The sequence below is a fragment of the Klebsiella sp. EMBS2024 genome (assembly GCF_036233805.1).
GTDB classification, from domain to species: Bacteria; Pseudomonadota; Gammaproteobacteria; order Enterobacterales; family Enterobacteriaceae; genus Klebsiella; species Klebsiella pneumoniae.
Map to the genome: position 1 here is coordinate 448,073 of NZ_JAZARW010000001.1, position 17,460 is coordinate 465,532.

A 17,460-nucleotide genomic window follows, 5' to 3' on the forward strand; every position below is an offset into this window, starting at 1 on the left:
TGCATCAAGTGGTGTGACCTCTTACCTCATAAACAACAATAACAGAAAGGCATTAGTGCTATGCAGACACAAATTAAAGTTCGCGGCTATCATCTGGACGTCTACCAGCATGTGAACAACGCTCGCTACCTGGAGTTCCTTGAGGAAGCCCGCTGGGACGGCCTGGAAAACAGCCCCGCGTTTCAGTGGATGATGGAGAAAAACATCGCCTTCGTGGTGGTGAATATCAATATTAACTATCGTCGTCCGGCGGTACTGGGCGATGTGCTGACGGTGAGCAGCAAACTGGAGCAACTCAACGGCAAAAGCGGCACCCTAAGCCAGGTGGTCACCCTCAACCCCAATGGCGAAGTAGTGGCCGATGCGCTGATTACCTTCGTTTGTATCGATTTGAAAACCCAGAAGGCGCTGCCGCTGGAAGGGGAATTGCGTGCGAAACTTGACCAGATGAACCTGCGCTGACAACCGTCGTGCGAGTGGCTGGCCCACGGCAGGTGATGAACCCGTAGCCCCGGTAAGCATCGCGCCACCGGGGAATTTGAGTCAAAGCTCCGGTAAATCGATCCCCGGAGATTATGCCTGCGCCAGTCCGGTTTTTTGCTGCATAACCGCCATTACCCCGACCTTGTCCGCCAGATACTGGTTGAGTCCGTTTGCGCGCAGGTTACAGGCGGCGCACTGGCCGCAGCCATCGCCCTTAATGCCGTTGTAGCAGGTGAGGGTTTCCCGGCGCACCAGATCCAGCTGACCCCAGTAGTCGGCGAGCGCCCAGGTCTCGGCTTTATTCAGCCACATCAGCGGTGTCTCAAAGCGAATGTCTTTCGCCATCCCCAGGCTGACGGCGTGGTGCAGCGCTTTGACAAACTCATCGCGGCAGTCCGGGTAGCCAGAGAAGTCGGTCTCGCACACGCCGGTGATGATGGCTTCGGCTTTTACCTGATAGGCGTAGATTGCCGTCAGGGTTAAAAACAGAATATTACGCCCGGGGACAAAGGTGTTGGGAATGCCCTCGGCATCAGGCTGATAGTCCGGTACCGGAATGTTATCGCGGGTCAGGCTGCTGACTGCCAGTTCGTTGAGCAGAGTGACGTCCAGCACTTTATGCGCGACGGCGCCCAGTTTCAGGGCGAGTTCGCGCGCAACGTCGATTTCCGCGCGGTGGCGTTGGCCATAATCAAAAGTGACGCAATGCACTTCATCATACTGTTGCAGAGCCTGCACCAGACAGGTGGTTGAATCTTGTCCTCCGCTGAAGACAACTACGGCGCGTTTCATGGCAATTCCTGACTAAATGAATAAAGGCGATATGGTAGCGCCAGACGCCCTCCATCACCAGCTCTCTCACGTCGACGAGGCCGGCAGCCAGGCGCTGGCGAAGTCGAACCAGCCCCGGGCGTTGAGGCGCAGACCATTGACCCCCGGTGGCGCGCTGATCCGATAGTTATACTTGAACAGCGGCGTCATGATGGCGTCTTCCATCAGGCTGTTAAATACGTTGCGCAGCGCATCGTTGCGGCTGCGAGCGTCGGGCTGAGACTGCACCGCGTCTAATGTCGCCTGCAGATGAGCATATTGCGCCCCGGTCAGCAAATTAGGCCACAGCATATCGCAGCGCAGCCACTGTTCCAGGGCGTACTCCGGCGCTTCGCCGATCAGACGGTCGCCCATCATCAGGTCGGCCTGCCCCAGATCCTGGCAGCCTTCCCAGTTTTTAGCGTCGTGGAACAGGAGCGTCAGCTCGCAGCCCAGCAGAGCCAGACGTTGCCTCAGCTGTTCGGCCATCGCATGTAGCTCGACCGGCAGATGATAGAGCAGGGTGAGCCTGGCCGGCAGCGGTACCGCGTTGTTTGCCGGTCCCTGCGGGATGGACCATCCCGGCAGCACCTCATGGCTTGGCGTAATCAGATCCTCCTCCAGCGGCAGCGTATCCAGTAGCGACGAGTGATGGATTATCGACACCAGCCGCTGGGCCTGCGCTTTGCTAAGCCGAGGGCTGTGGCGCAGGGTCAAATAGCAGAAGCCAAGGCTGATACGGTTGCTGACCTGACGCAGATTATGCAGCTCTTCGCGATCGCCGATGGTGATCTGCACCGGATGGCGGCAGCTGGTGCCGAGATCGCGGTCAAAGAGCTGAGGAGTGATCCAGTACTCCACCGCCTGGATCAGCGGATGCTGCAGGTGGTAGCGGGGATGGTTTTCCAGGCGGACGAGTTCCGGACTAAACCGCTTCAGGCGGAACGGTCCGCAGCCAATGGCCGGATCGTCGGGATGCGCCAGCACGCTGCAGTAGCTGGCGAGGCGGAACGGCAGCCAGTAGTCAGGGCGATGCAGGGTTATTGTTAAACACTGGGCATGGGTGACATCGATACGGCTGATGCTGGCGAAGAGGGTCCGCAAGGCGGGCAGCTCAAGCAGCAGCAGTAACCGCTGTCGCAACTGCGCGGTTTCCACCGTATCGCCATTGTGCCAGCACAGCGTGGAGCGGATATAAAAATGCCAGCGCAGGCCGTCCGGGGAGACCTGCCAGTGGTGCGCCAGATCGCCGATCGGCATATTGTCGCCTTTGTCGAAGCGCGTCAGCCCGGCATAGATTTGTCCGGCCAGATGCTGCTCGGCGCGGCCGGGGAGAAAGCCGGGACGCAGCGGCTCCAGCGGGCGATAGTAAGGAATACGCAGCGTGGGGGTATTGTTTTGCCACTGACCGCCGAGGAAGGGATGGAGCAGGGCTTTCAGCTCCACCGGGGCAAGCTGCGCCAGCTCCAGCGCGGTTTGTTGCTGACCGTTGTTCAGCGCCTGCTCCATCATCTCGTTGCGCAGACTTTCCGGGGTTTTGTGAAATAAGAGCTGTCCGCGTTTGCCGCGCCCGGAGCTGGCCTGCCAGCTTAGCCACCCGGCCTCCTGCGCCTGACGCAGCAGAGTACGGACGTGGCGCTCGCTGCAAAAACAGCGCTCCGCCAGTTCGCCGACGGTGACCTGCTGCGGCGCCCCGGCTGAGGGTTGCCATAGGCGCTGGTATTGATTTAAACGGTGTAAGAGTCGCATGGGGGCCGTCGTCCACCGGGCCGCTGTAAACCCGGAACAATTAATAATATCTATTCACTATTACTTCCGTATATCCCAGGTGATACTGCAACACAAGCGAAGCCCATCACACATCGGGGAATATACCATGGCAAAACTGGCGGCATTTGATATGGACGGCACCCTGCTGATGCCGGACCATCGTCTTGGAGAAAAGACGCTTTCCGCGCTGAAACGGCTGCGTGAGCGCGATATCACCTTGACCTTCGCCACCGGCCGCCATGTGCTGGAGATGCACCATGTGATTGGCGAATTTTCCCTTGATGCATTTCTGATCACCGGCAACGGGACGCGCATCCATTCGCTGGAAGGGGAGGAGCTTTATCGCCAGGATCTCGCTCCCGAGGCGGCGGAAGCGGTGCTGCACGGCAAATGGGATACCCAGGCCAGCATGCACGTCTTTAACGATGGCGGCTGGTTTACCGGCCAGGCAAGGCCTGAATTGTTGCAAGCGCATGTATTCAGCGGCTTTCACTATCAACTGTGCGATCTGAAGCGCATGTCGGCGCAGCATGTCACCAAGATCTGTTTCTGCGGCGATCATGACGATTTGCGCCGTCTGCGGATCCAGCTGAATGAGACGCTGGGCGATCGCGCATTTCTCTGCTTCTCGGCAATGGACTGCCTGGAGGTGCTGCCGGTTGGCTGCAATAAAGGCGCGGCGCTGGCGGTGCTCAGCCAGCATTTAGGCTTCACCCTGCAGGAGTGCATGGCCTTCGGCGATGCGATGAACGACCGCGAGATGCTGGGCAGCGTTGGGCGGGGGTTCATCATGGGCAACGCGATGCCGCAGCTGAAAGCCGAGCTGCCGCATCTGCCGGTAATTGGCGACTGCCGGAATCAGGCAGTCTCCCATTTTTTAACTCATTGGCTGGATAATCCTGATCTTCCTTATTCCCCCGAATAGAGAGACCCTTCCAGCAAGCCAGATAGGCTTCTATCTGGCTTTTTTTATCGCCTTTCGACCAGACCGGCGATCTCCGCCTGCCAGGGCGCAATATCGCCGATATTGTCCGCCACCCACTGCGGGTTGTAATAGCTTTCCAGGTAACGCTCGCCGCTGTCGCACAGGAGTGTCACTATCGAGCCGGTGCGACCTTCTTCGCGCATCCGCGCGGCCAGCTGCAATACGCCCCACATATTGGTGCCGGTCGAGGCGCCGACCTTGCGCCCAAGCTGCGTTTCCAGCCACAGGGCGGTGGCTACGCTCGCCGCATCCGGCACGCGCAGCATCTCATCGACAACGTCGGGAATAAACGACGGCTCGACGCGCGGCCGTCCGATGCCTTCAATTTTGCTGCCGACCGGGCTGCGTAGGCTGGCGTCGCGGGTCTGCCAGTAATCGAGGAACACCGAATTCTGCGGATCAACGACCATCAGCTGCGTCTCGTAGCCCTGGCTGCGAATATAGCGGCCAATGGTCGCTGAGGTGCCGCCGGTGCCGGCGCTCATGACGATCCATGACGGCTGCGGGTGCGGCTCATGGCTCATCTGGCGGAAAATACTGTCGGCGATATTGTTGTTGCCGCGCCAGTCGGTGGCCCGCTCGGCGAAGGTAAACTGATCCATATAATGGCCGTTCAGCTCGCGGGCCAGCGTTTCGGAAGCCGCGTAGATTTCGCCGGCGCTCTGCACAAAATGGCAGCGTCCGCCGTAGAACTCGATCTGTTCGATTTTGCGCTTGGCGGTGCAGGAAGGCATCACAGCGATAAACGGCAGCCCCAGCAGGCGGGCGAAATAGGCCTCCGAAACGGCGGTTGACCCTGAGGAGGACTCTATAATTGGCGTGCCTTCTTTGATCCAGCCGTTGCACAAGCCATAGNGAAACAGCGACCGCGCCAGGCGATGCTTCAGGCTGCCGGTGGGGTGGGTGCTTTCATCTTTCAGATACAGGTGGATGCCCGGAAAAGCGGGCAGCGGCAGACGGATCAGGTGCGTGTCGGCGGAGCGCTGATAGTCAGCGTTGATTTCGCTAATGGCATGTTTAACCCAGGCGCTATTCATCGTAATTTCCTGTTTGTCATTTTGTGCCTAGCTTAGCGGAAAGCGCAGGAAAAATTGTTGCCATTTAACCTGTGGATTACCATTATGAGAGCAAAATTTTCTCTGAGGATGCCCAATGCTAGATAAAATTGACCGTAAGCTGCTGGCGCTACTGCAGGAAGATTGCACCCTCTCTTTGCAGGCGCTGGCCGATGCCGTTAATCTGACCACCACGCCCTGCTGGAAACGCCTGAAACGGCTCGAAGACGAGGGCATTCTCCGCGGGCGCGTCGCCCTGTTGGACGCGGAAAAGGTGGGGCTGGGGCTGACGGCGTTCGTCCTGATCAAGACTCAGCATCATAGCAGCGACTGGTACTGTCAGTTCGTGAGCGAAGTGACGCAGATGGCGGAAGTGCTCGGCTTCTGGCGGATGGCGGGGGAGTATGACTACCTGCTACGGGTGCAGGTGGCTGATATGAAACGCTATGACGACTTTTATAAACGTTTAGTGAACAGTGTGCCTGGTCTGTCGGATGTCACTTCGAGTTTTGCCATGGAACAGATAAAATATACCACCGCCTTGCCTGTCGAATAACGGTATTGCGCCGTAACCCATTACAAAATCAGGATTTTATTGCTTGCGATTATTTGCTCAACTCAGCTGGTACTTCCGCCGGGAGTGGCGCCGCTATCTTGGCGCAATTGCCCTGCTGGTCATTATTGCCGTCCTGCAGCTTATTCCGCCGAAGGTGGTGGGCATTGTGGTCGACGGCGTGACGCAACAGCATTACACCGCGGAGAAGGTGTGGATGTGGATCGGCGCGCTGGTGCTGATCGCGGTGATGGTCTACCTGCTGCGCTATGTCTGGCGCGTGCTGTTGTTCGGCGCTTCTTACCAGTTGGCGGTTGAGCTGCGGGAAGATTTTTACCGGCAACTGAGCCGCCAGCATCCGGCGTTCTATTTGCGCCATCGCACCGGGGATCTTATCGCCCGCGCCACCAATGACGTGGACCGGGTGGTGTTTGCCGCTGGCGAAGGAGTATTAACCCTCGTGGATTCCTTGGTGATGGGCTGTGCGGTATTGATTGTAATGTCGACGCAGATTAGCTGGCAGCTTACTCTGCTGGCGCTGCTGCCGATGCCGCTGATGGCCCTGGCGATCAAACGCAACGGCGATGCGCTTCACGAACGTTTTCGCGTTGCTCAGGCGGCCTTTTCCAGCCTCAACGATCGCACGCAGGAGAGCCTGACCAGCATCCGCATGATTAAGGCGTTTGGGCTGGAGGATCGCCAGTCGGCGCAGTTTGCTGCCGATGCTGCCGATACCGGCGCGAAAAACATGCGCGTGGCACGCATTGACGCCCGCTTCGACCCCACCATCTATATCGCCATCGGGGCCGCTAACCTGCTGGCCATCGGCGGCGGCAGCTGGATGGTGATCCACGGCAGCCTGACCCTGGGCCAGCTGACCAGCTTCGTGATGTATCTTGGCCTGATGATCTGGCCGATGCTGGCGCTGGCGTGGATGTTTAACATCGTGGAGCGCGGTAGCGCGGCCTATGGTCGTATCCGCACGATGCTTGAAGAGGCGCCGGCGGTGGATGACGGGAGCGAGGCGGTGCCGGCAGGCCGCGGCGTCCTGCAGGTTGCTATCCGCGATTTCATCTATCCGCAGGCGAGCAAACCTTCGCTGGAGCATGTAAATTTTACTCTCCAGCCGGGGCAAATGCTGGGCATCTGCGGGCCGACGGGCGCCGGCAAAAGCACCATTCTGGCGCTGCTGCAGCGCCATTTTGACGTCACTCACGGCGAGATCCGCTTTCACGATCTGCCGCTGCCGATTCTGCAGCTCGACAGCTGGCGCGCCCGGTTGGCGGTGGTCAATCAGACGCCATTTTTATTCTCCGATACCGTCGCCAATAATATCGCGCTGGGAAAACCGGACGCGACGCAGGCGCAGATTGAGCGGGTTGCTCAACTGGCCAGCGTGCATGACGACATTCTGCGTCTGCCTCAGGGCTACGAGACCGAAGTGGGCGAGCGCGGCGTGATGCTCTCCGGCGGCCAGAAACAGCGCATCTCTATTGCTCGCGCCCTGCTGCTGGAGGCCGAAATTTTGATCCTCGACGATGCCTTATCGGCGGTGGATGGCCGCACCGAGCACCAGATCCTGCATAACCTGCGCCAGTGGGGGGAGGGGCGGACGGTCATTATCAGCGCCCACCGCCTGTCGGCGCTCACCGAGGCCAGTGAAATTTTGGTACTGCAGCATGGGCATATTGCCCAGCGCGGCCGCCACGAGGCGCTGGCCGTGCAGCCCGGCTGGTACCGCGACATGTATCGATATCAGCAGCTGGAGGCCGCGCTCGACGAGGTTCCGCAGACGCAAGAGGAGGCCCTGGATGCGTAGCTTTACCGAACTCTGGCCGACGCTTAAACGCCTGCTGGCCTATGGTTCACCGTGGCGCAAGCCGTTGGCCATCGCGGTGGCGATGATGTGGATTGCGGCGGCGGCGGAAGTGAGCGGCCCGCTGCTTATCAGCTATTTCATCGACAACATGGTGGCGAAACATACGCTGCCGCTGAAGCTGGTGGCCGGCCTGGCGGTAGCCTATATCGGCCTGCAGCTGCTGGCGGCGCTCCTGCACTATAACCAGTCGCTGCTGTTTAACCGCGCCGCGGTCGGCGTCGTCCAGCAGTTGCGCAGCGACGTGATGGATGCCGCCCTGCATCAGCCGCTCAGCGAGTTTGATACCCAGCCGGTTGGGCAGCTTATCTCACGGGTAACCAACGATACGGAAGTCATTCGCGATCTGTACGTGACGGTGGTGGCTACGGTACTGCGCAGCGCCGCGCTGATCGGCGCGATGCTGGTGGCGATGTTTAGCCTCGACTGGCGGATGGCGCTGGTGGCGATCGCGATTTTCCCGGCGGTGCTGATCGTGATGATTATCTATCAGCGCTATAGCACGCCGATCGTGCGGCGGGTGCGCGCCTGGCTTGCCGACATCAACGATGGCTTCAACGAAGTGATCAACGGCATGGGCGTCATCCAGCAGTTCCGCCAGCAGGCGCGCTTTGGCGAACGGATGCGCGAGGCCAGCTATGCCCACTATCTGGCGCGGATGCAGACGCTGCGCCTGGACGGTTTTCTGCTGCGCCCGCTGCTGAGCCTTTTTTCCTCGCTGGTGCTGTGCGGGCTGCTGATGCTGTTCGGCTTTAGCGCGGTGGGCACGATCGAGGTTGGGGTCCTGTACGCGTTTATCAGCTATCTTGGACGCCTTAACGAGCCGCTTATCGAGCTGACCACCCAGCAGTCGATGCTGCAGCAGGCGGTGGTCGCCGGCGAGCGCGTTTTCGAGCTGATGGATCGCCCGCGCCAGGCGTGGGGTACGGATGACGCGCCGCTGAGCAGCGGTCGGGTGGAAATTGACCATCTCTCCTTTGCTTACCGGGGGGACCGTCTGGTTCTCCAGGATATCACGCTGGATATTCCCTCCCGCAGCTTCGTGGCGCTGGTCGGACATACCGGCAGCGGAAAGAGTACCCTCGCCAGTCTGATGATGGGCTATTACCCGTTAACCCACGGCGAGATCCGCATCGATGGTCGACCGCTCGCATCCCTCAGCCACAGCGCGTTGCGTCGGGGCATCGCGATGGTGCAACAGGATCCCGTAGTGCTGGCGGATACCTTCTACGCCAACGTCGCGCTGGGCCGGGACATCAGTGAGGCGCAGGTTTGGGAAGCGCTGGAGGCGGTGCAGCTGGCGGCGGTGGCGCGCAGCATGAGCGATGGGCTGTACACCCAACTGGGCGAGCAGGGCAATAATCTCTCCGTCGGGCAGAAGCAGCTGCTGGCGCTGGCGCGCGTGCTGGTGGACACCCCGCAGGTACTGATTTTGGATGAGGCGACGGCAAACATCGACTCCGGTACCGAGCAGGCGATCCAGCAGGCGCTGGCGAAGGTCCGCCAGCATACCACCCTCGTGGTTATTGCCCATCGGCTGTCGACCATTGTGGAGGCCGATACCATCCTGGTTCTGCATCGAGGTCAGGCTGTCGAGCGGGGCACCCATCAGCAGCTGCTGGCGGCGAAAGGCCGCTACTGGCAGATGTATCAGCTGCAGCTGGCCGGCGAAGAGCTGGCGGCCAGCGCCAGAGAGGAGTCGCTCAGCGCCTGATGCACCACTAGCAGGCAGGGAACGCTGGGCGGCCTGCGATGGTGCAAAAACGTTACATCAAATGCACTGTTGTGGTGCATTTTTGCGCGCCAGGCGCCGTTGCGCAGGATATTGCCTGACCTGTCCCCTGTTTTTTGCCATCAAAGGGCCGCTTTACGGCCTTTTTTCATTTCTGGCATAGCCCTTGCTTTATATCCATCGTGTTAGCTGCGGCCATTACCGAATACTGACTGGAGGGGACTTATGAAGCTGGTTACCGTGGTAATCAAACCATTCAAACTGGAAGACGTGCGTGAAGCTTTGTCTTCCATCGGCATTCAGGGCCTTACGGTCACTGAAGTCAAAGGATTTGGCCGTCAGAAAGGTCACGCGGAGCTCTACCGCGGCGCCGAGTATAGCGTCAACTTTCTGCCAAAAGTGAAGATTGATGTGGCGATTGCCGACGATCAGCTGGATGAAGTCATCGATGTCATCAGCAAAGCGGCTTACACCGGAAAAATTGGCGACGGCAAAATTTTCGTCGCTGAATTGCAGCGCGTCATTCGCATCCGTACCGGCGAAGCTGACGAAGCGGCACTGTAATTTCCAGACCACACAGTGATGGGGAACGAAACAATGAAAATGGCAACAATGAAATCGGGTCTGGGGGCATTAGCCCTTCTGCCGGGGCTGGCGATGGCCGCGCCTGCGGTGGCGGACAAAGCCGATAACGCGTTTATGATGATTTGCACCGCGCTGGTTCTGTTTATGACTATCCCGGGGATTGCGCTGTTTTACGGCGGCCTGATCCGCGGTAAGAACGTTCTGTCCATGCTGACTCAGGTGATTGTCACCTTTGGCCTGGTCTGCGTATTGTGGGTGATTTATGGCTATACCCTGGCCTTCGGCACCGGCGGCAGCTTCTTCGGCAGCTTTGACTGGGTGATGCTGAAAAATATTGAGCTGAAAGCGCTGATGGGCACCTTCTATCAGTATATCCACGTGGCCTTCCAGGGCTCGTTCGCCTGCATCACCGTCGGGCTGATTGTCGGGGCGCTGGCGGAACGTATTCGTTTCTCCGCGGTACTGATCTTCGTGGTGGTGTGGATGACACTCTCCTACGTGCCGATTGCGCATATGGTTTGGGGCGGCGGTCTGCTGGCGACCCATGGCGCGCTGGACTTCGCCGGCGGCACCGTTGTGCACATCAACGCCGCGGTCGCCGGGCTGGTGGGCGCCTATATGATGGGCAAACGCGTGGGCTTCGGCAAAGAAGCGTTCAAACCGCATAACCTGCCGATGGTGTTCACTGGCACCGCTATCCTCTACGTGGGCTGGTTCGGCTTCAACGCCGGCTCTGCCAGCGCAGCGAATGAAATTGCGGCCCTGGCGTTCGTTAACACCGTCGTGGCGACCGCTGCGGCTATCCTGGCGTGGACCTTTGGCGAATGGGCTCTGCGCGGCAAACCTTCACTGCTGGGCGCCTGCTCCGGGGCAATTGCCGGTCTGGTTGGCGTTACGCCGGCGTGTGGTTATATCGGTGTCGGCGGGGCGCTGATCGTCGGTATCGCCTCTGGCCTGGCGGGTATCTGGGGCGTGACTGCGCTGAAACGCTGGCTGCGTGTGGATGATCCTTGCGACGTCTTCGGCGTTCACGGCGTCTGCGGCATCGTCGGCTGTATCCTGACTGGTATCTTCGCGGCGACTTCTCTGGGCGGCGTCGGTTATGCGGAAGGCGTCACCATGGGCCATCAGCTGCTGGTGCAACTGGAAAGTATCGCCATCACCGTGGTCTGGTCCGGCGTTGTGGCGTTCATCGGCTACAAAGTGGCGGATATGACCGTCGGGCTGCGCGTGCCGGAAGAGCAGGAGCGCGAAGGGCTGGACGTCAACAGCCATGGCGAAAACGCCTATAACGCCTGATAAAAAAGCCATTCTCTCCTGATAGCGAAAAGCCTCCCGTCCGGGAGGCTNNNNTATGCGTTGCGGTTGCGCATCACCCCTTCCTGAACCGTTGAGGCAACCAGCGTGCCATCCTGGGTGTAGAATTCGCCGCGAACGAAGCCGCGGGCGCTGGAGGCCGAGGTGCTTTCGACGCTATACAGCAGCCATTCATTAATATTAAACGGCCGGTGGAACCACATAGAGTGGTCGATGGTGGCGACCTGCATGCCGGGCTCAAGGAAACCAACGCCGTGCGGCTGCAGCGCCACCGGCAGGAAGTTAAAGTCTGAAGCATAGCCCAGCAGATACTGATGAATACGCAGATCGTCAGGGACGGCGCCGTTGGCGCGCAGCCAGACCTGGCGCACCGGTTCGGCGATATGGCCTTTCATTGGGTTATGAAACTCCACCGGACGGATCTCCAGCGGTTTATCGCAGAGGAATTTGTCTTTCACCTGCGGCGGCAGGAGATGCGCCAGCTTGCGAGCGATATCGGTTTCCGAAGGCAGGCCGTCAGGGGAGGGGGCGGCCGGCATTGCTTTCTGATGCTCATAGCCATTCTCTGGCGCCTGGAAGGAGGCGGTCATATAGAAAATCGGCTTCCCGTTCTGGATGGCGGCGACCCGACGGGCGCTGAAGCTGTTGCCGTCGCGCAGCACCTCCACATCGTAAACGATCGGCTTCTGGCTATCGCCGGGGCGAAGAAAGTAGCTGTGAAACGAATGAACCAGACGCTCAACGGGCACGGTCTCTTTTGCCGCATACAGCGCCTGACCCACTACCTGGCCGCCAAAAACCTGACGTAACCCCAGGTCTTCGCTCTGCCCGCGAAACAACCCTTCCTCAATTTTTTCCAGATCTAATAATGCCAGCAGGTTAGAGAGTGCCTGACTCATACTTATCCTCAATTAACAATAGCGGCGCAGCGCGCGTAATGTGGCCAAGTATAACCTGGAATCGCAAGTGGTCCGATGGGTGTAATAATCTGAATAACGACCAGTTAACAGGAACAAATCTGAGATCTGTGCCACACTTATTGACGACACGAAAGTTCCTGCCGGCGAAGCGGCGGAACATCCTCCTGGGTATTAAGGGATGATAAGGAGAACATCATGAAATTTGCCTATATGTTTAGTGCCTTAGCCGTCGCCGCGACGCTGACCGCCTGTGCTAATCACCACTCGAACAATTCTTCGACGCAGGCGGCCGCGCCCGACCCTTACGGTATCGCGACGCTGAGCGTGGCGCAGCAGCAGCCGAGCGTCACGGGGACGATTAATATCCGCCAGAGAATCGCTTTACCGCCGGATGCGGTACTGACGGTGACCCTGTCGGATGCTTCTCTGGCAGATGCGCCAGCCCGCGTATTGTCGCAAAAAGCGGTGCGTACCGAAGGCAAACAGGCGCCATTTAACTTTGCGCTGCCTTACAACCCGGCAGATATTCAACCGAACGCTCGCATTCTGCTAAGCGCGGCGATCACGGTTAACGGCCAGTTGATGTTTATTACCGATACCGTGCAGACGGTAATAAACCAGGGCGGCACTCATGCCGACCTGACGCTGGTTCCGGTCCAGCAGACCGCCGTTCCTGTCGCCCAGTAAGCTCGCTACGCCCCCGGATGGGGGCTTTTTTTTGCCTTCAATAAACCCAGCGATAATGCTGGAGATCGATATGGCCGCTGCCGGAGACCTGCACACCCTCGGCCAGCAGCGCCTGACGCTGCCGCTGTAGATCGGGGCCGGTGAGGGAGATATCGCCATGGCGATTGACCACCCGATGCCATGGCAGGGTGGACCCTTCCGGCAGGCGCTTCAATACGCCGCCCACCTGGCGCGCCGCGCGCGGTGAACCTGCCAGCCGGGCGACCTCGCCGTAGGTCGTGACATACCCTTCCGGTATCGACGCCACGATGTGCCAGACGCGTTGGGGAAATGTGTCGTGCGGAGCCATTTTCTGTCCTGTTACCGGCAAAACGTCAGCATAAGCGCTAAGCCAGGAGCTGTACAGCCGGCCTGGGTCAGGCGGCCTGTTCGACGGTGAACGTCAGAGCGAGGCCGAGGATCTGCATGCCATGGACATTGTCGGAGGCTGAGCTGGCGATGAGACTCTCAAGAAATTTCAACCGCTGCGAAGTGGCGTTGATGATCAGCCTCGCGCGCAGGCCCGGCATGGTTAACGACGAGATAGGGTACACCACCCGACCGCTGATATAGACCGGTAGCTTGCGTAGCTCCACCTGGCGCAGCACGCCGACGGTGGAATAGAGCAGCGCCAGCGGCGTAACCGCCCGCACCGGCGCGGGACTGATGGTCGCGAAGTCGAGCATTTTTTCAGGACGCAGGTAGTTTACGCCCTGAAAGGCGATGGTCATCCCTTCAATAGCAGGTAAAGGCAGAGTGATGGTCTGTGGTGATGAGTCAGTCATTCGATTACCGTCGAGACAATGTACTGGTGATAAAAGAGGACGAAGAGGATAAGTATGGTGGATAACCCGGATGTGTGCTGAGCGCGGGCTCGCAATCTCACAGGCTGACCGTGAGTGGCTGGTTTTATTCGCGTTATTGCGCAATAAACCAGCAGGCGGACGGTGTGAGCTTGCAATTCCCCAGGTCAGCAGGGATAATGCGCCAGCGCGTTAGGCAACTAACGCTCTCAATGGGGGCTCTGTTGGTTCTCCCGCAACGCTACTCTGTTTACCAGGTCAGGTCCGGAAGGAAGCAGCCAGAGCAGACGACGTGTGTGCCGGGATGTAGCTGGCAGGGCCCCCACCCATTTCTCCCGCCTGGTGTTTCCCTTGTATTTGTCCGGTTTTTACTCCTGCAATAATTAATTTCTGATAAAGATCGCATATTAGTTTTTGTTGTTAAAACCCCCTGCTTTTATTCCATAATATTTACTTGTCATAAATCTGAAATACTACTGAAATATTAATGTCATTTGCATGTCATAAATAAAGCGCATCTTACTGATGGGAATTTGTTGCCAGGCTCATGCTGTAAAATATATCTCTGGATCAGCATGTTAACTTCGTGTATTAATTATGATGATTTTATTGCACGGGAAGCGTAGCTATGACCACAGTGGTTTTGAATGTAAAAATTGACGCAGAGCTAAAAGAAAAGTTGCGTCATTATGCGGAAGTTAATAACGAGAACCTGGGAACGGCAACGGAAAAGCTGCTGCAGCTGGCTTTTCAGCTGGAGGAGTCAGCAGGTGAGGCGGGGGTGACGGAAGAGGACATTGACAGCCAGCATACCGAAGAGGAAGCGACGCCACTTACCCCTAAAGAAATCAAAGCATTAAGAAAACTTCTGAAGAAGAAAAAATGAAACAACAATTCTCTACAGCCAGCAACTATAGCGAAGCTTGCGATATGTTGCGCTCAGGATACGTAAAACACGTCCGCCTGAACTGGAATATCGGTAGTGATGAGTTCTTTCGCATTGCTTCCGACTGGTGTGACACCGGCGCTAAAATCAAAAAAGATGAAGATGGCTTTATTATTTCCCTGAAAGGGTTTCCTATTCCGCGCCAGCATTAATGAAATTGCCTTCTTTCTGTCATTGGGTTGCCATAACCAGAGGGCAGGATAGCCAGGCAATTTTATAAAAACATCTNATATACCTCATGGATGAAGGTCATTTGACGGGCTGAAGTCAGCCCGTCGCTATTTTCTTATATTATTTTTCGCAAACGTGTATTTTCCTTCTGTTCAGCAAGGCTTTGCCACAGCGGTTGTAGCGTGGAGAAGGCCCGGCGCAATGCTTCATCCGGCAGCGTAAACGGCAGACGTAAATAGCGATCGAACGCCCCTTCCAGCCCAAACCGCGTACCGGTGCCGATATGGATCCCCTGGCTTTCCGCACGCGCAGAGAACAGGGTGGCCAGCATGTCAGGAAGTTCCACCCAAAAAGAGAGCCCACCTTCCGGTGGCGAAAACCGCCAGCGGGGAAAATATTCCGCCATCAGCGTTTCGCACATGTCCCGGCGCGCCTTGAGCATATCCCGCCGCGGCGGCAGCAGTGTGGCGGCATTTTCCAGTAGCCAGCAGCAGGCCAGTTGCTCCAGCAGCGGCGTACCCAAATCCAGCGAATCGCGGGCCTGAATAAGCGAGGCGATGGTCCGCGCGCTGGCGCGGATCCAGCCGATACGTAGTCCCCCCCAGAAGCTTTTCCCGGCCGAACCAATGGTGAGCACCGCGGCATCGGGATTGAAGCTGGCCAGCGGTGGGGGCGGCGGCGCGTTATACCAAAGGTCGGCCATGGTCTCGTCGATTACCAGCGTTGTTCGCGTCCTGGCGGCGATGTCCGCAACCCGCTGGCGGGTGGGGGCATCCATACAGCGTCCGGTGGGGTTGTGAAAATCCGGCATCAGCCACGCCAGCCGCGGCGCAGTCTGCGCAATAGTCGCCGCCAGTCCATCGCAGTCCCATCCCTGCTGCGGAAGCGCAACCCCGACGGGGCGGCAGGAGGCGCCCTGAATGGCGCTGATGGCCATCGGATAGGTGGGGGCGTCAATAACCACCCGATCGCCCGGCCCGGTGAACAGGCGCAGGATCAGCGCGAAGGCGCTGAGGGCGCCGTTGACCACCATCACCTCATCGGGCCGCGTCGGCAGACCGCGTTCGCTGTAGCGCCGGGCAATCGCCTCCCGCAGCACCGGCAGCCCCTGCTGGTCATAGCCAGTCTGTGCGAGATAGGGCGGCAGCAGGGTCATAGCGTGCTGGAAGGCCTGATGGACCTCCGGCCCGGCGCTGAGGGCGGCGGTAGAGAGATTAAGCGTAGATGAGATGCCGGCAGGCAGAGGAAGATCGGCGGGGCGTTCCGGCAAAACAATGCGTGACCCGCTCCCCTGGCGGCTGTAGAGAAAGCCCTCCTCCCGCAACTGGCCGAGGGCGCTGGCAATGGTGGTCCGGCTGACGTTCAGGGCCGCCGCCAGCTCGCGCTCGCCGGGCAGGCGCGTTTGCAGCGTCAGGCGACCATCAAGGATCAGCAGGCGGAGCGCTTCCGCCAGCTGGCGCCATAGCGGCGTGCGTGAGCTGGTCTCCTGCCAGTTGCCGAGCAGGCGTACCAGCGATTGGGTTCCAAAGCGTCGGGCTGACATAGCGATCCACTTTTCCAAAACTGGCCATTAATTATCAGTCCATTTTTGCTGATGATTAGGGCATTCGCAATGATGTTGAGGAAAAAATATGCTTCGTCGCCTGCTGCAGTTATATATTGGTCTGGTGCTTTACGGCGTGTCCACGGCGCTCTTCGTGCATGCCAATCTCGGCGCCGATCCGTGGGATGTTTTCCATCTCGGGGTGGCTAAACAGCTGGGTATCAGTTTCGGTACGGTGATTATCCTGACCGGCGCGGCGGTACTGCTGCTGTGGATCCCGATCCGGCAAATGCCGGGGCTCGGCACGGTGAGCAATGTCATCGTGCTGGGACTAGCGGCGGACGCCACGCTGGCCGTCCTGCCGCCGCTGGAGTCGATGGTGGCGCGCAGTGCGCTGCTGGTAGGAGCGATTGTGCTGAACGCTATCGCTACCGGAATGTATATTGGCGCGGGCTTTGGCCCCGGGCCGCGCGATGGCCTGATGACCGGTCTGCATGCTCGCACTGGTTGGTCACTGCGCGGTATCCGGACGGCGATCGAGCTTTCCGTACTGCTGATTGGCTGGCTGCTGGGGGGTAAATTTGGCGTCGGAACCGTCATCTACGCGCTGTCGATTGGGCCGCTGATCCAGCTGTGCCTGCCGTGGTTCAGCCAGCCCGTCAGCCGCAACGCGGTCAGCCCTCCCCGGGAAATAGTCTCCTGAATTAACCCATCGCCCTCTTCATCACGGAGAGGGCCTTTCATCGCTTACAGGCCGCTCAGGCCATGAAGCATCATGTAGATCCCCACCACAATAATCAGTAAGCCTGAGAACCAGGGCGCCTTGCGCGAGAGGTCGTTAAGCCACGGCCAGCGGCGGGTGGCATGTTTAAGGCTCAGGGCGGCGATGGCCCCGGAAGCCACCAGCGTCAGCGCCAGACCAACGCTAAAGCCCAGCACCAGCGTGGCGCCCAGCGAGAATTTCTTCAGCTGTAAACAGATAAGCAGCACGGTAATGGACGCCGGGCAGGGGATCAGCCCGCCGGTCAGGCCAAACAGCACGATCTGCCCGGTCGTCACCTGGCGGCCATCAAAGCGCCGGTTGATCTCCTGAGCATGGGCCCGCTGATGCGCGTCCTGCCACTCCTCCGCCACCAGCGGCGCGGCGGATGAGGACGCATGGTGATGGTCATGGTGGTGATCATG

At 58.9% G+C, this 17,460-nt stretch carries 19 protein-coding genes and 1 other RNA gene; 12 read left to right on the forward strand and 8 right to left on the reverse strand.

The features are described from left to right. Positions 1 to 60 precede the first annotated feature (60 nt). Entirely contained in the window at positions 61 to 462 is a 402-nt protein-coding gene (locus VZP09_RS02045; protein ID WP_002891860.1) for a YbgC/FadM family acyl-CoA thioesterase, read from the forward strand. Between the two features lie 111 nt (positions 463 to 573). Here VZP09_RS02045 and queC read toward each other — a convergent pair whose 3' ends face one another. Both queC and VZP09_RS02055 read right to left on the reverse strand, forming a co-directional pair. Continuing rightward, entirely contained in the window at positions 574 to 1,275 is a 702-nt protein-coding gene (gene queC, locus VZP09_RS02050; protein WP_002891863.1) for a 7-cyano-7-deazaguanine synthase QueC, read from the reverse strand. A 66-nt stretch (positions 1,276 to 1,341) separates the two neighbouring features. Next, the gene (locus VZP09_RS02055) at positions 1,342 to 3,042 is read right to left on the reverse strand and encodes an SgrR family transcriptional regulator (protein WP_032414591.1); all 1,701 of its coding nucleotides are present in this window, start codon (positions 3,040 to 3,042) and stop codon (positions 1,342 to 1,344) included. Between the two features lie 127 nt (positions 3,043 to 3,169). Here VZP09_RS02055 and cof point away from each other — a divergent pair, with 127 nt between their 5' ends. Further along, entirely contained in the window at positions 3,170 to 3,988 is an 819-nt protein-coding gene (cof, locus tag VZP09_RS02060) for an HMP-PP phosphatase (RefSeq protein ID WP_004151335.1), read from the forward strand. 44 nt (positions 3,989 to 4,032) lie between these two features. Here cof and VZP09_RS02065 read toward each other — a convergent pair whose 3' ends face one another. Continuing rightward, positions 4,033 to 5,085, reverse strand: a complete 1,053-nt coding sequence (locus tag VZP09_RS02065; RefSeq protein WP_328794863.1) for a PLP-dependent cysteine synthase family protein — start codon at positions 5,083 to 5,085, stop codon at positions 4,033 to 4,035. A gap of 115 nt (positions 5,086 to 5,200) precedes the next feature. On the opposite strand from VZP09_RS02065, the gene VZP09_RS02070 reads away from it, so the two are divergent. From VZP09_RS02070 to amtB, 5 genes are all read left to right on the forward strand, one after another. Beyond that, the gene (locus VZP09_RS02070) at positions 5,201 to 5,659 is read left to right on the forward strand and encodes an Lrp/AsnC family transcriptional regulator (RefSeq protein WP_002891873.1); all 459 of its coding nucleotides are present in this window, start codon (positions 5,201 to 5,203) and stop codon (positions 5,657 to 5,659) included. 43 nt (positions 5,660 to 5,702) lie between these two features. Next, positions 5,703 to 7,475 (forward strand): SmdA family multidrug ABC transporter permease/ATP-binding protein, encoded by a 1,773-nt coding sequence (locus VZP09_RS02075; RefSeq protein WP_021312301.1) that lies wholly within the window; start codon positions 5,703 to 5,705, stop codon positions 7,473 to 7,475. Then, entirely contained in the window at positions 7,468 to 9,246 is a 1,779-nt protein-coding gene (locus tag VZP09_RS02080) for a SmdB family multidrug efflux ABC transporter permease/ATP-binding protein (RefSeq protein ID WP_002891880.1), read from the forward strand. The genes VZP09_RS02075 and VZP09_RS02080 overlap by 8 nt, the downstream gene beginning before the upstream one ends. Before the next feature lie 243 nt (positions 9,247 to 9,489). Continuing rightward, positions 9,490 to 9,828: a P-II family nitrogen regulator gene (gene glnK, locus VZP09_RS02085; protein ID WP_002891893.1), complete on the forward strand. Its 339-nt coding sequence runs from the start codon at positions 9,490 to 9,492 to the stop codon at positions 9,826 to 9,828. Positions 9,829 to 9,861: 33 nt separating this feature from the next. Further along, positions 9,862 to 11,148, forward strand: a complete 1,287-nt coding sequence (gene amtB / locus VZP09_RS02090) for an ammonium transporter AmtB (protein ID WP_004152876.1) — start codon at positions 9,862 to 9,864, stop codon at positions 11,146 to 11,148. Here the strand turns inward: amtB and tesB are convergent. Continuing rightward, the gene (gene tesB, locus VZP09_RS02095) at positions 11,136 to 12,065 is read right to left on the reverse strand and encodes an acyl-CoA thioesterase II (RefSeq protein ID WP_328794864.1); all 930 of its coding nucleotides are present in this window, start codon (positions 12,063 to 12,065) and stop codon (positions 11,136 to 11,138) included. The genes amtB and tesB overlap by 13 nt on opposite strands. Positions 12,066 to 12,281: 216 nt before the next feature. Here tesB and VZP09_RS02100 point away from each other — a divergent pair, with 216 nt between their 5' ends. After that, positions 12,282 to 12,773, forward strand: coding sequence for a YbaY family lipoprotein (locus VZP09_RS02100; RefSeq protein WP_002891903.1), 492 nt, complete (start codon positions 12,282 to 12,284; stop codon positions 12,771 to 12,773). A 37-nt stretch (positions 12,774 to 12,810) separates the two neighbouring features. Here VZP09_RS02100 and VZP09_RS02105 read toward each other — a convergent pair whose 3' ends face one another. Together VZP09_RS02105 and VZP09_RS02110 are read right to left on the reverse strand one after the other, a co-directional pair. After that, positions 12,811 to 13,122, reverse strand: coding sequence for an MGMT family protein (locus VZP09_RS02105; RefSeq protein ID WP_004142687.1), 312 nt, complete (start codon positions 13,120 to 13,122; stop codon positions 12,811 to 12,813). Positions 13,123 to 13,189: 67 nt separating this feature from the next. Continuing rightward, positions 13,190 to 13,597, reverse strand: coding sequence for a dTDP-glucose pyrophosphorylase (locus tag VZP09_RS02110; RefSeq protein ID WP_004178755.1), 408 nt, complete (start codon positions 13,595 to 13,597; stop codon positions 13,190 to 13,192). 240 nt (positions 13,598 to 13,837) lie between these two features. Between VZP09_RS02110 and ffs the strand changes: the two genes are divergently transcribed. The 3 genes from ffs to VZP09_RS02125 all read left to right on the forward strand — a co-directional run bounded on the left by ffs (position 13,838) and on the right by VZP09_RS02125 (position 14,713). Then, positions 13,838 to 13,934, forward strand: an RNA gene (ffs, locus tag VZP09_RS02115) — signal recognition particle sRNA small type. Positions 13,935 to 14,243: 309 nt separating this feature from the next. After that, entirely contained in the window at positions 14,244 to 14,501 is a 258-nt protein-coding gene (locus VZP09_RS02120; RefSeq protein WP_002891977.1) for a hypothetical protein, read from the forward strand. Then, on the forward strand, positions 14,498 to 14,713 hold the full coding sequence (locus VZP09_RS02125; protein WP_004142688.1) for a hypothetical protein: 216 nt from the start codon (positions 14,498 to 14,500) through the stop codon (positions 14,711 to 14,713). Before VZP09_RS02120 ends, VZP09_RS02125 begins: the two co-directional genes overlap by 4 nt. A gap of 134 nt (positions 14,714 to 14,847) precedes the next feature. Here VZP09_RS02125 and yczR read toward each other — a convergent pair whose 3' ends face one another. Next, entirely contained in the window at positions 14,848 to 16,275 is a 1,428-nt protein-coding gene (gene yczR, locus VZP09_RS02130; protein WP_004191652.1) for a MocR-like transcription factor YczR, read from the reverse strand. An 88-nt stretch (positions 16,276 to 16,363) separates the two neighbouring features. Between yczR and yczE the strand changes: the two genes are divergently transcribed. Further along, positions 16,364 to 16,978 carry a membrane protein YczE gene (gene yczE / locus VZP09_RS02135; RefSeq protein ID WP_004177248.1) on the forward strand — a complete coding sequence of 205 codons (615 nt, stop codon included), beginning with the start codon at positions 16,364 to 16,366 and terminating at the stop codon, positions 16,976 to 16,978. A 44-nt stretch (positions 16,979 to 17,022) separates the two neighbouring features. Here the strand turns inward: yczE and VZP09_RS02140 are convergent. Next, positions 17,023 to 17,460, reverse strand: a 438-nt coding sequence (locus VZP09_RS02140; RefSeq protein ID WP_328794865.1) for a nickel/cobalt efflux transporter, incomplete at its 5' end; no start/stop codon positions are given.

Excerpts from the sequence above, each read along its gene's own strand:
- VZP09_RS02045 (WP_002891860.1), top strand. The coding sequence starts at position 61 with ATGCAGACACAAATTAAAGTTCGCGGCTATCATCTGGACGTCTACCAG.
- queC (WP_002891863.1), bottom strand. The coding sequence starts at position 1,275 with ATGAAACGCGCCGTAGTTGTCTTCAGCGGAGGACAAGATTCAACCACC.
- VZP09_RS02055 (WP_032414591.1), bottom strand. The coding sequence starts at position 3,042 with ATGCGACTCTTACACCGTTTAAATCAATACCAGCGCCTATGGCAACCC.
- cof (WP_004151335.1), top strand. The coding sequence starts at position 3,170 with ATGGCAAAACTGGCGGCATTTGATATGGACGGCACCCTGCTGATGCCG.
- VZP09_RS02070 (WP_002891873.1), top strand. The coding sequence starts at position 5,201 with ATGCTAGATAAAATTGACCGTAAGCTGCTGGCGCTACTGCAGGAAGAT.
- VZP09_RS02080 (WP_002891880.1), top strand. The coding sequence starts at position 7,468 with ATGCGTAGCTTTACCGAACTCTGGCCGACGCTTAAACGCCTGCTGGCC.
- glnK (WP_002891893.1), top strand. The coding sequence starts at position 9,490 with ATGAAGCTGGTTACCGTGGTAATCAAACCATTCAAACTGGAAGACGTG.
- amtB (WP_004152876.1), top strand. The coding sequence starts at position 9,862 with ATGAAAATGGCAACAATGAAATCGGGTCTGGGGGCATTAGCCCTTCTG.
- VZP09_RS02100 (WP_002891903.1), top strand. The coding sequence starts at position 12,282 with ATGAAATTTGCCTATATGTTTAGTGCCTTAGCCGTCGCCGCGACGCTG.
- VZP09_RS02105 (WP_004142687.1), bottom strand. The coding sequence starts at position 13,122 with ATGGCTCCGCACGACACATTTCCCCAACGCGTCTGGCACATCGTGGCG.
- VZP09_RS02110 (WP_004178755.1), bottom strand. The coding sequence starts at position 13,597 with ATGACTGACTCATCACCACAGACCATCACTCTGCCTTTACCTGCTATT.
- VZP09_RS02120 (WP_002891977.1), top strand. The coding sequence starts at position 14,244 with ATGACCACAGTGGTTTTGAATGTAAAAATTGACGCAGAGCTAAAAGAA.
- VZP09_RS02125 (WP_004142688.1), top strand. The coding sequence starts at position 14,498 with ATGAAACAACAATTCTCTACAGCCAGCAACTATAGCGAAGCTTGCGAT.
- yczR (WP_004191652.1), bottom strand. The coding sequence starts at position 16,275 with ATGTCAGCCCGACGCTTTGGAACCCAATCGCTGGTACGCCTGCTCGGC.
- yczE (WP_004177248.1), top strand. The coding sequence starts at position 16,364 with ATGCTTCGTCGCCTGCTGCAGTTATATATTGGTCTGGTGCTTTACGGC.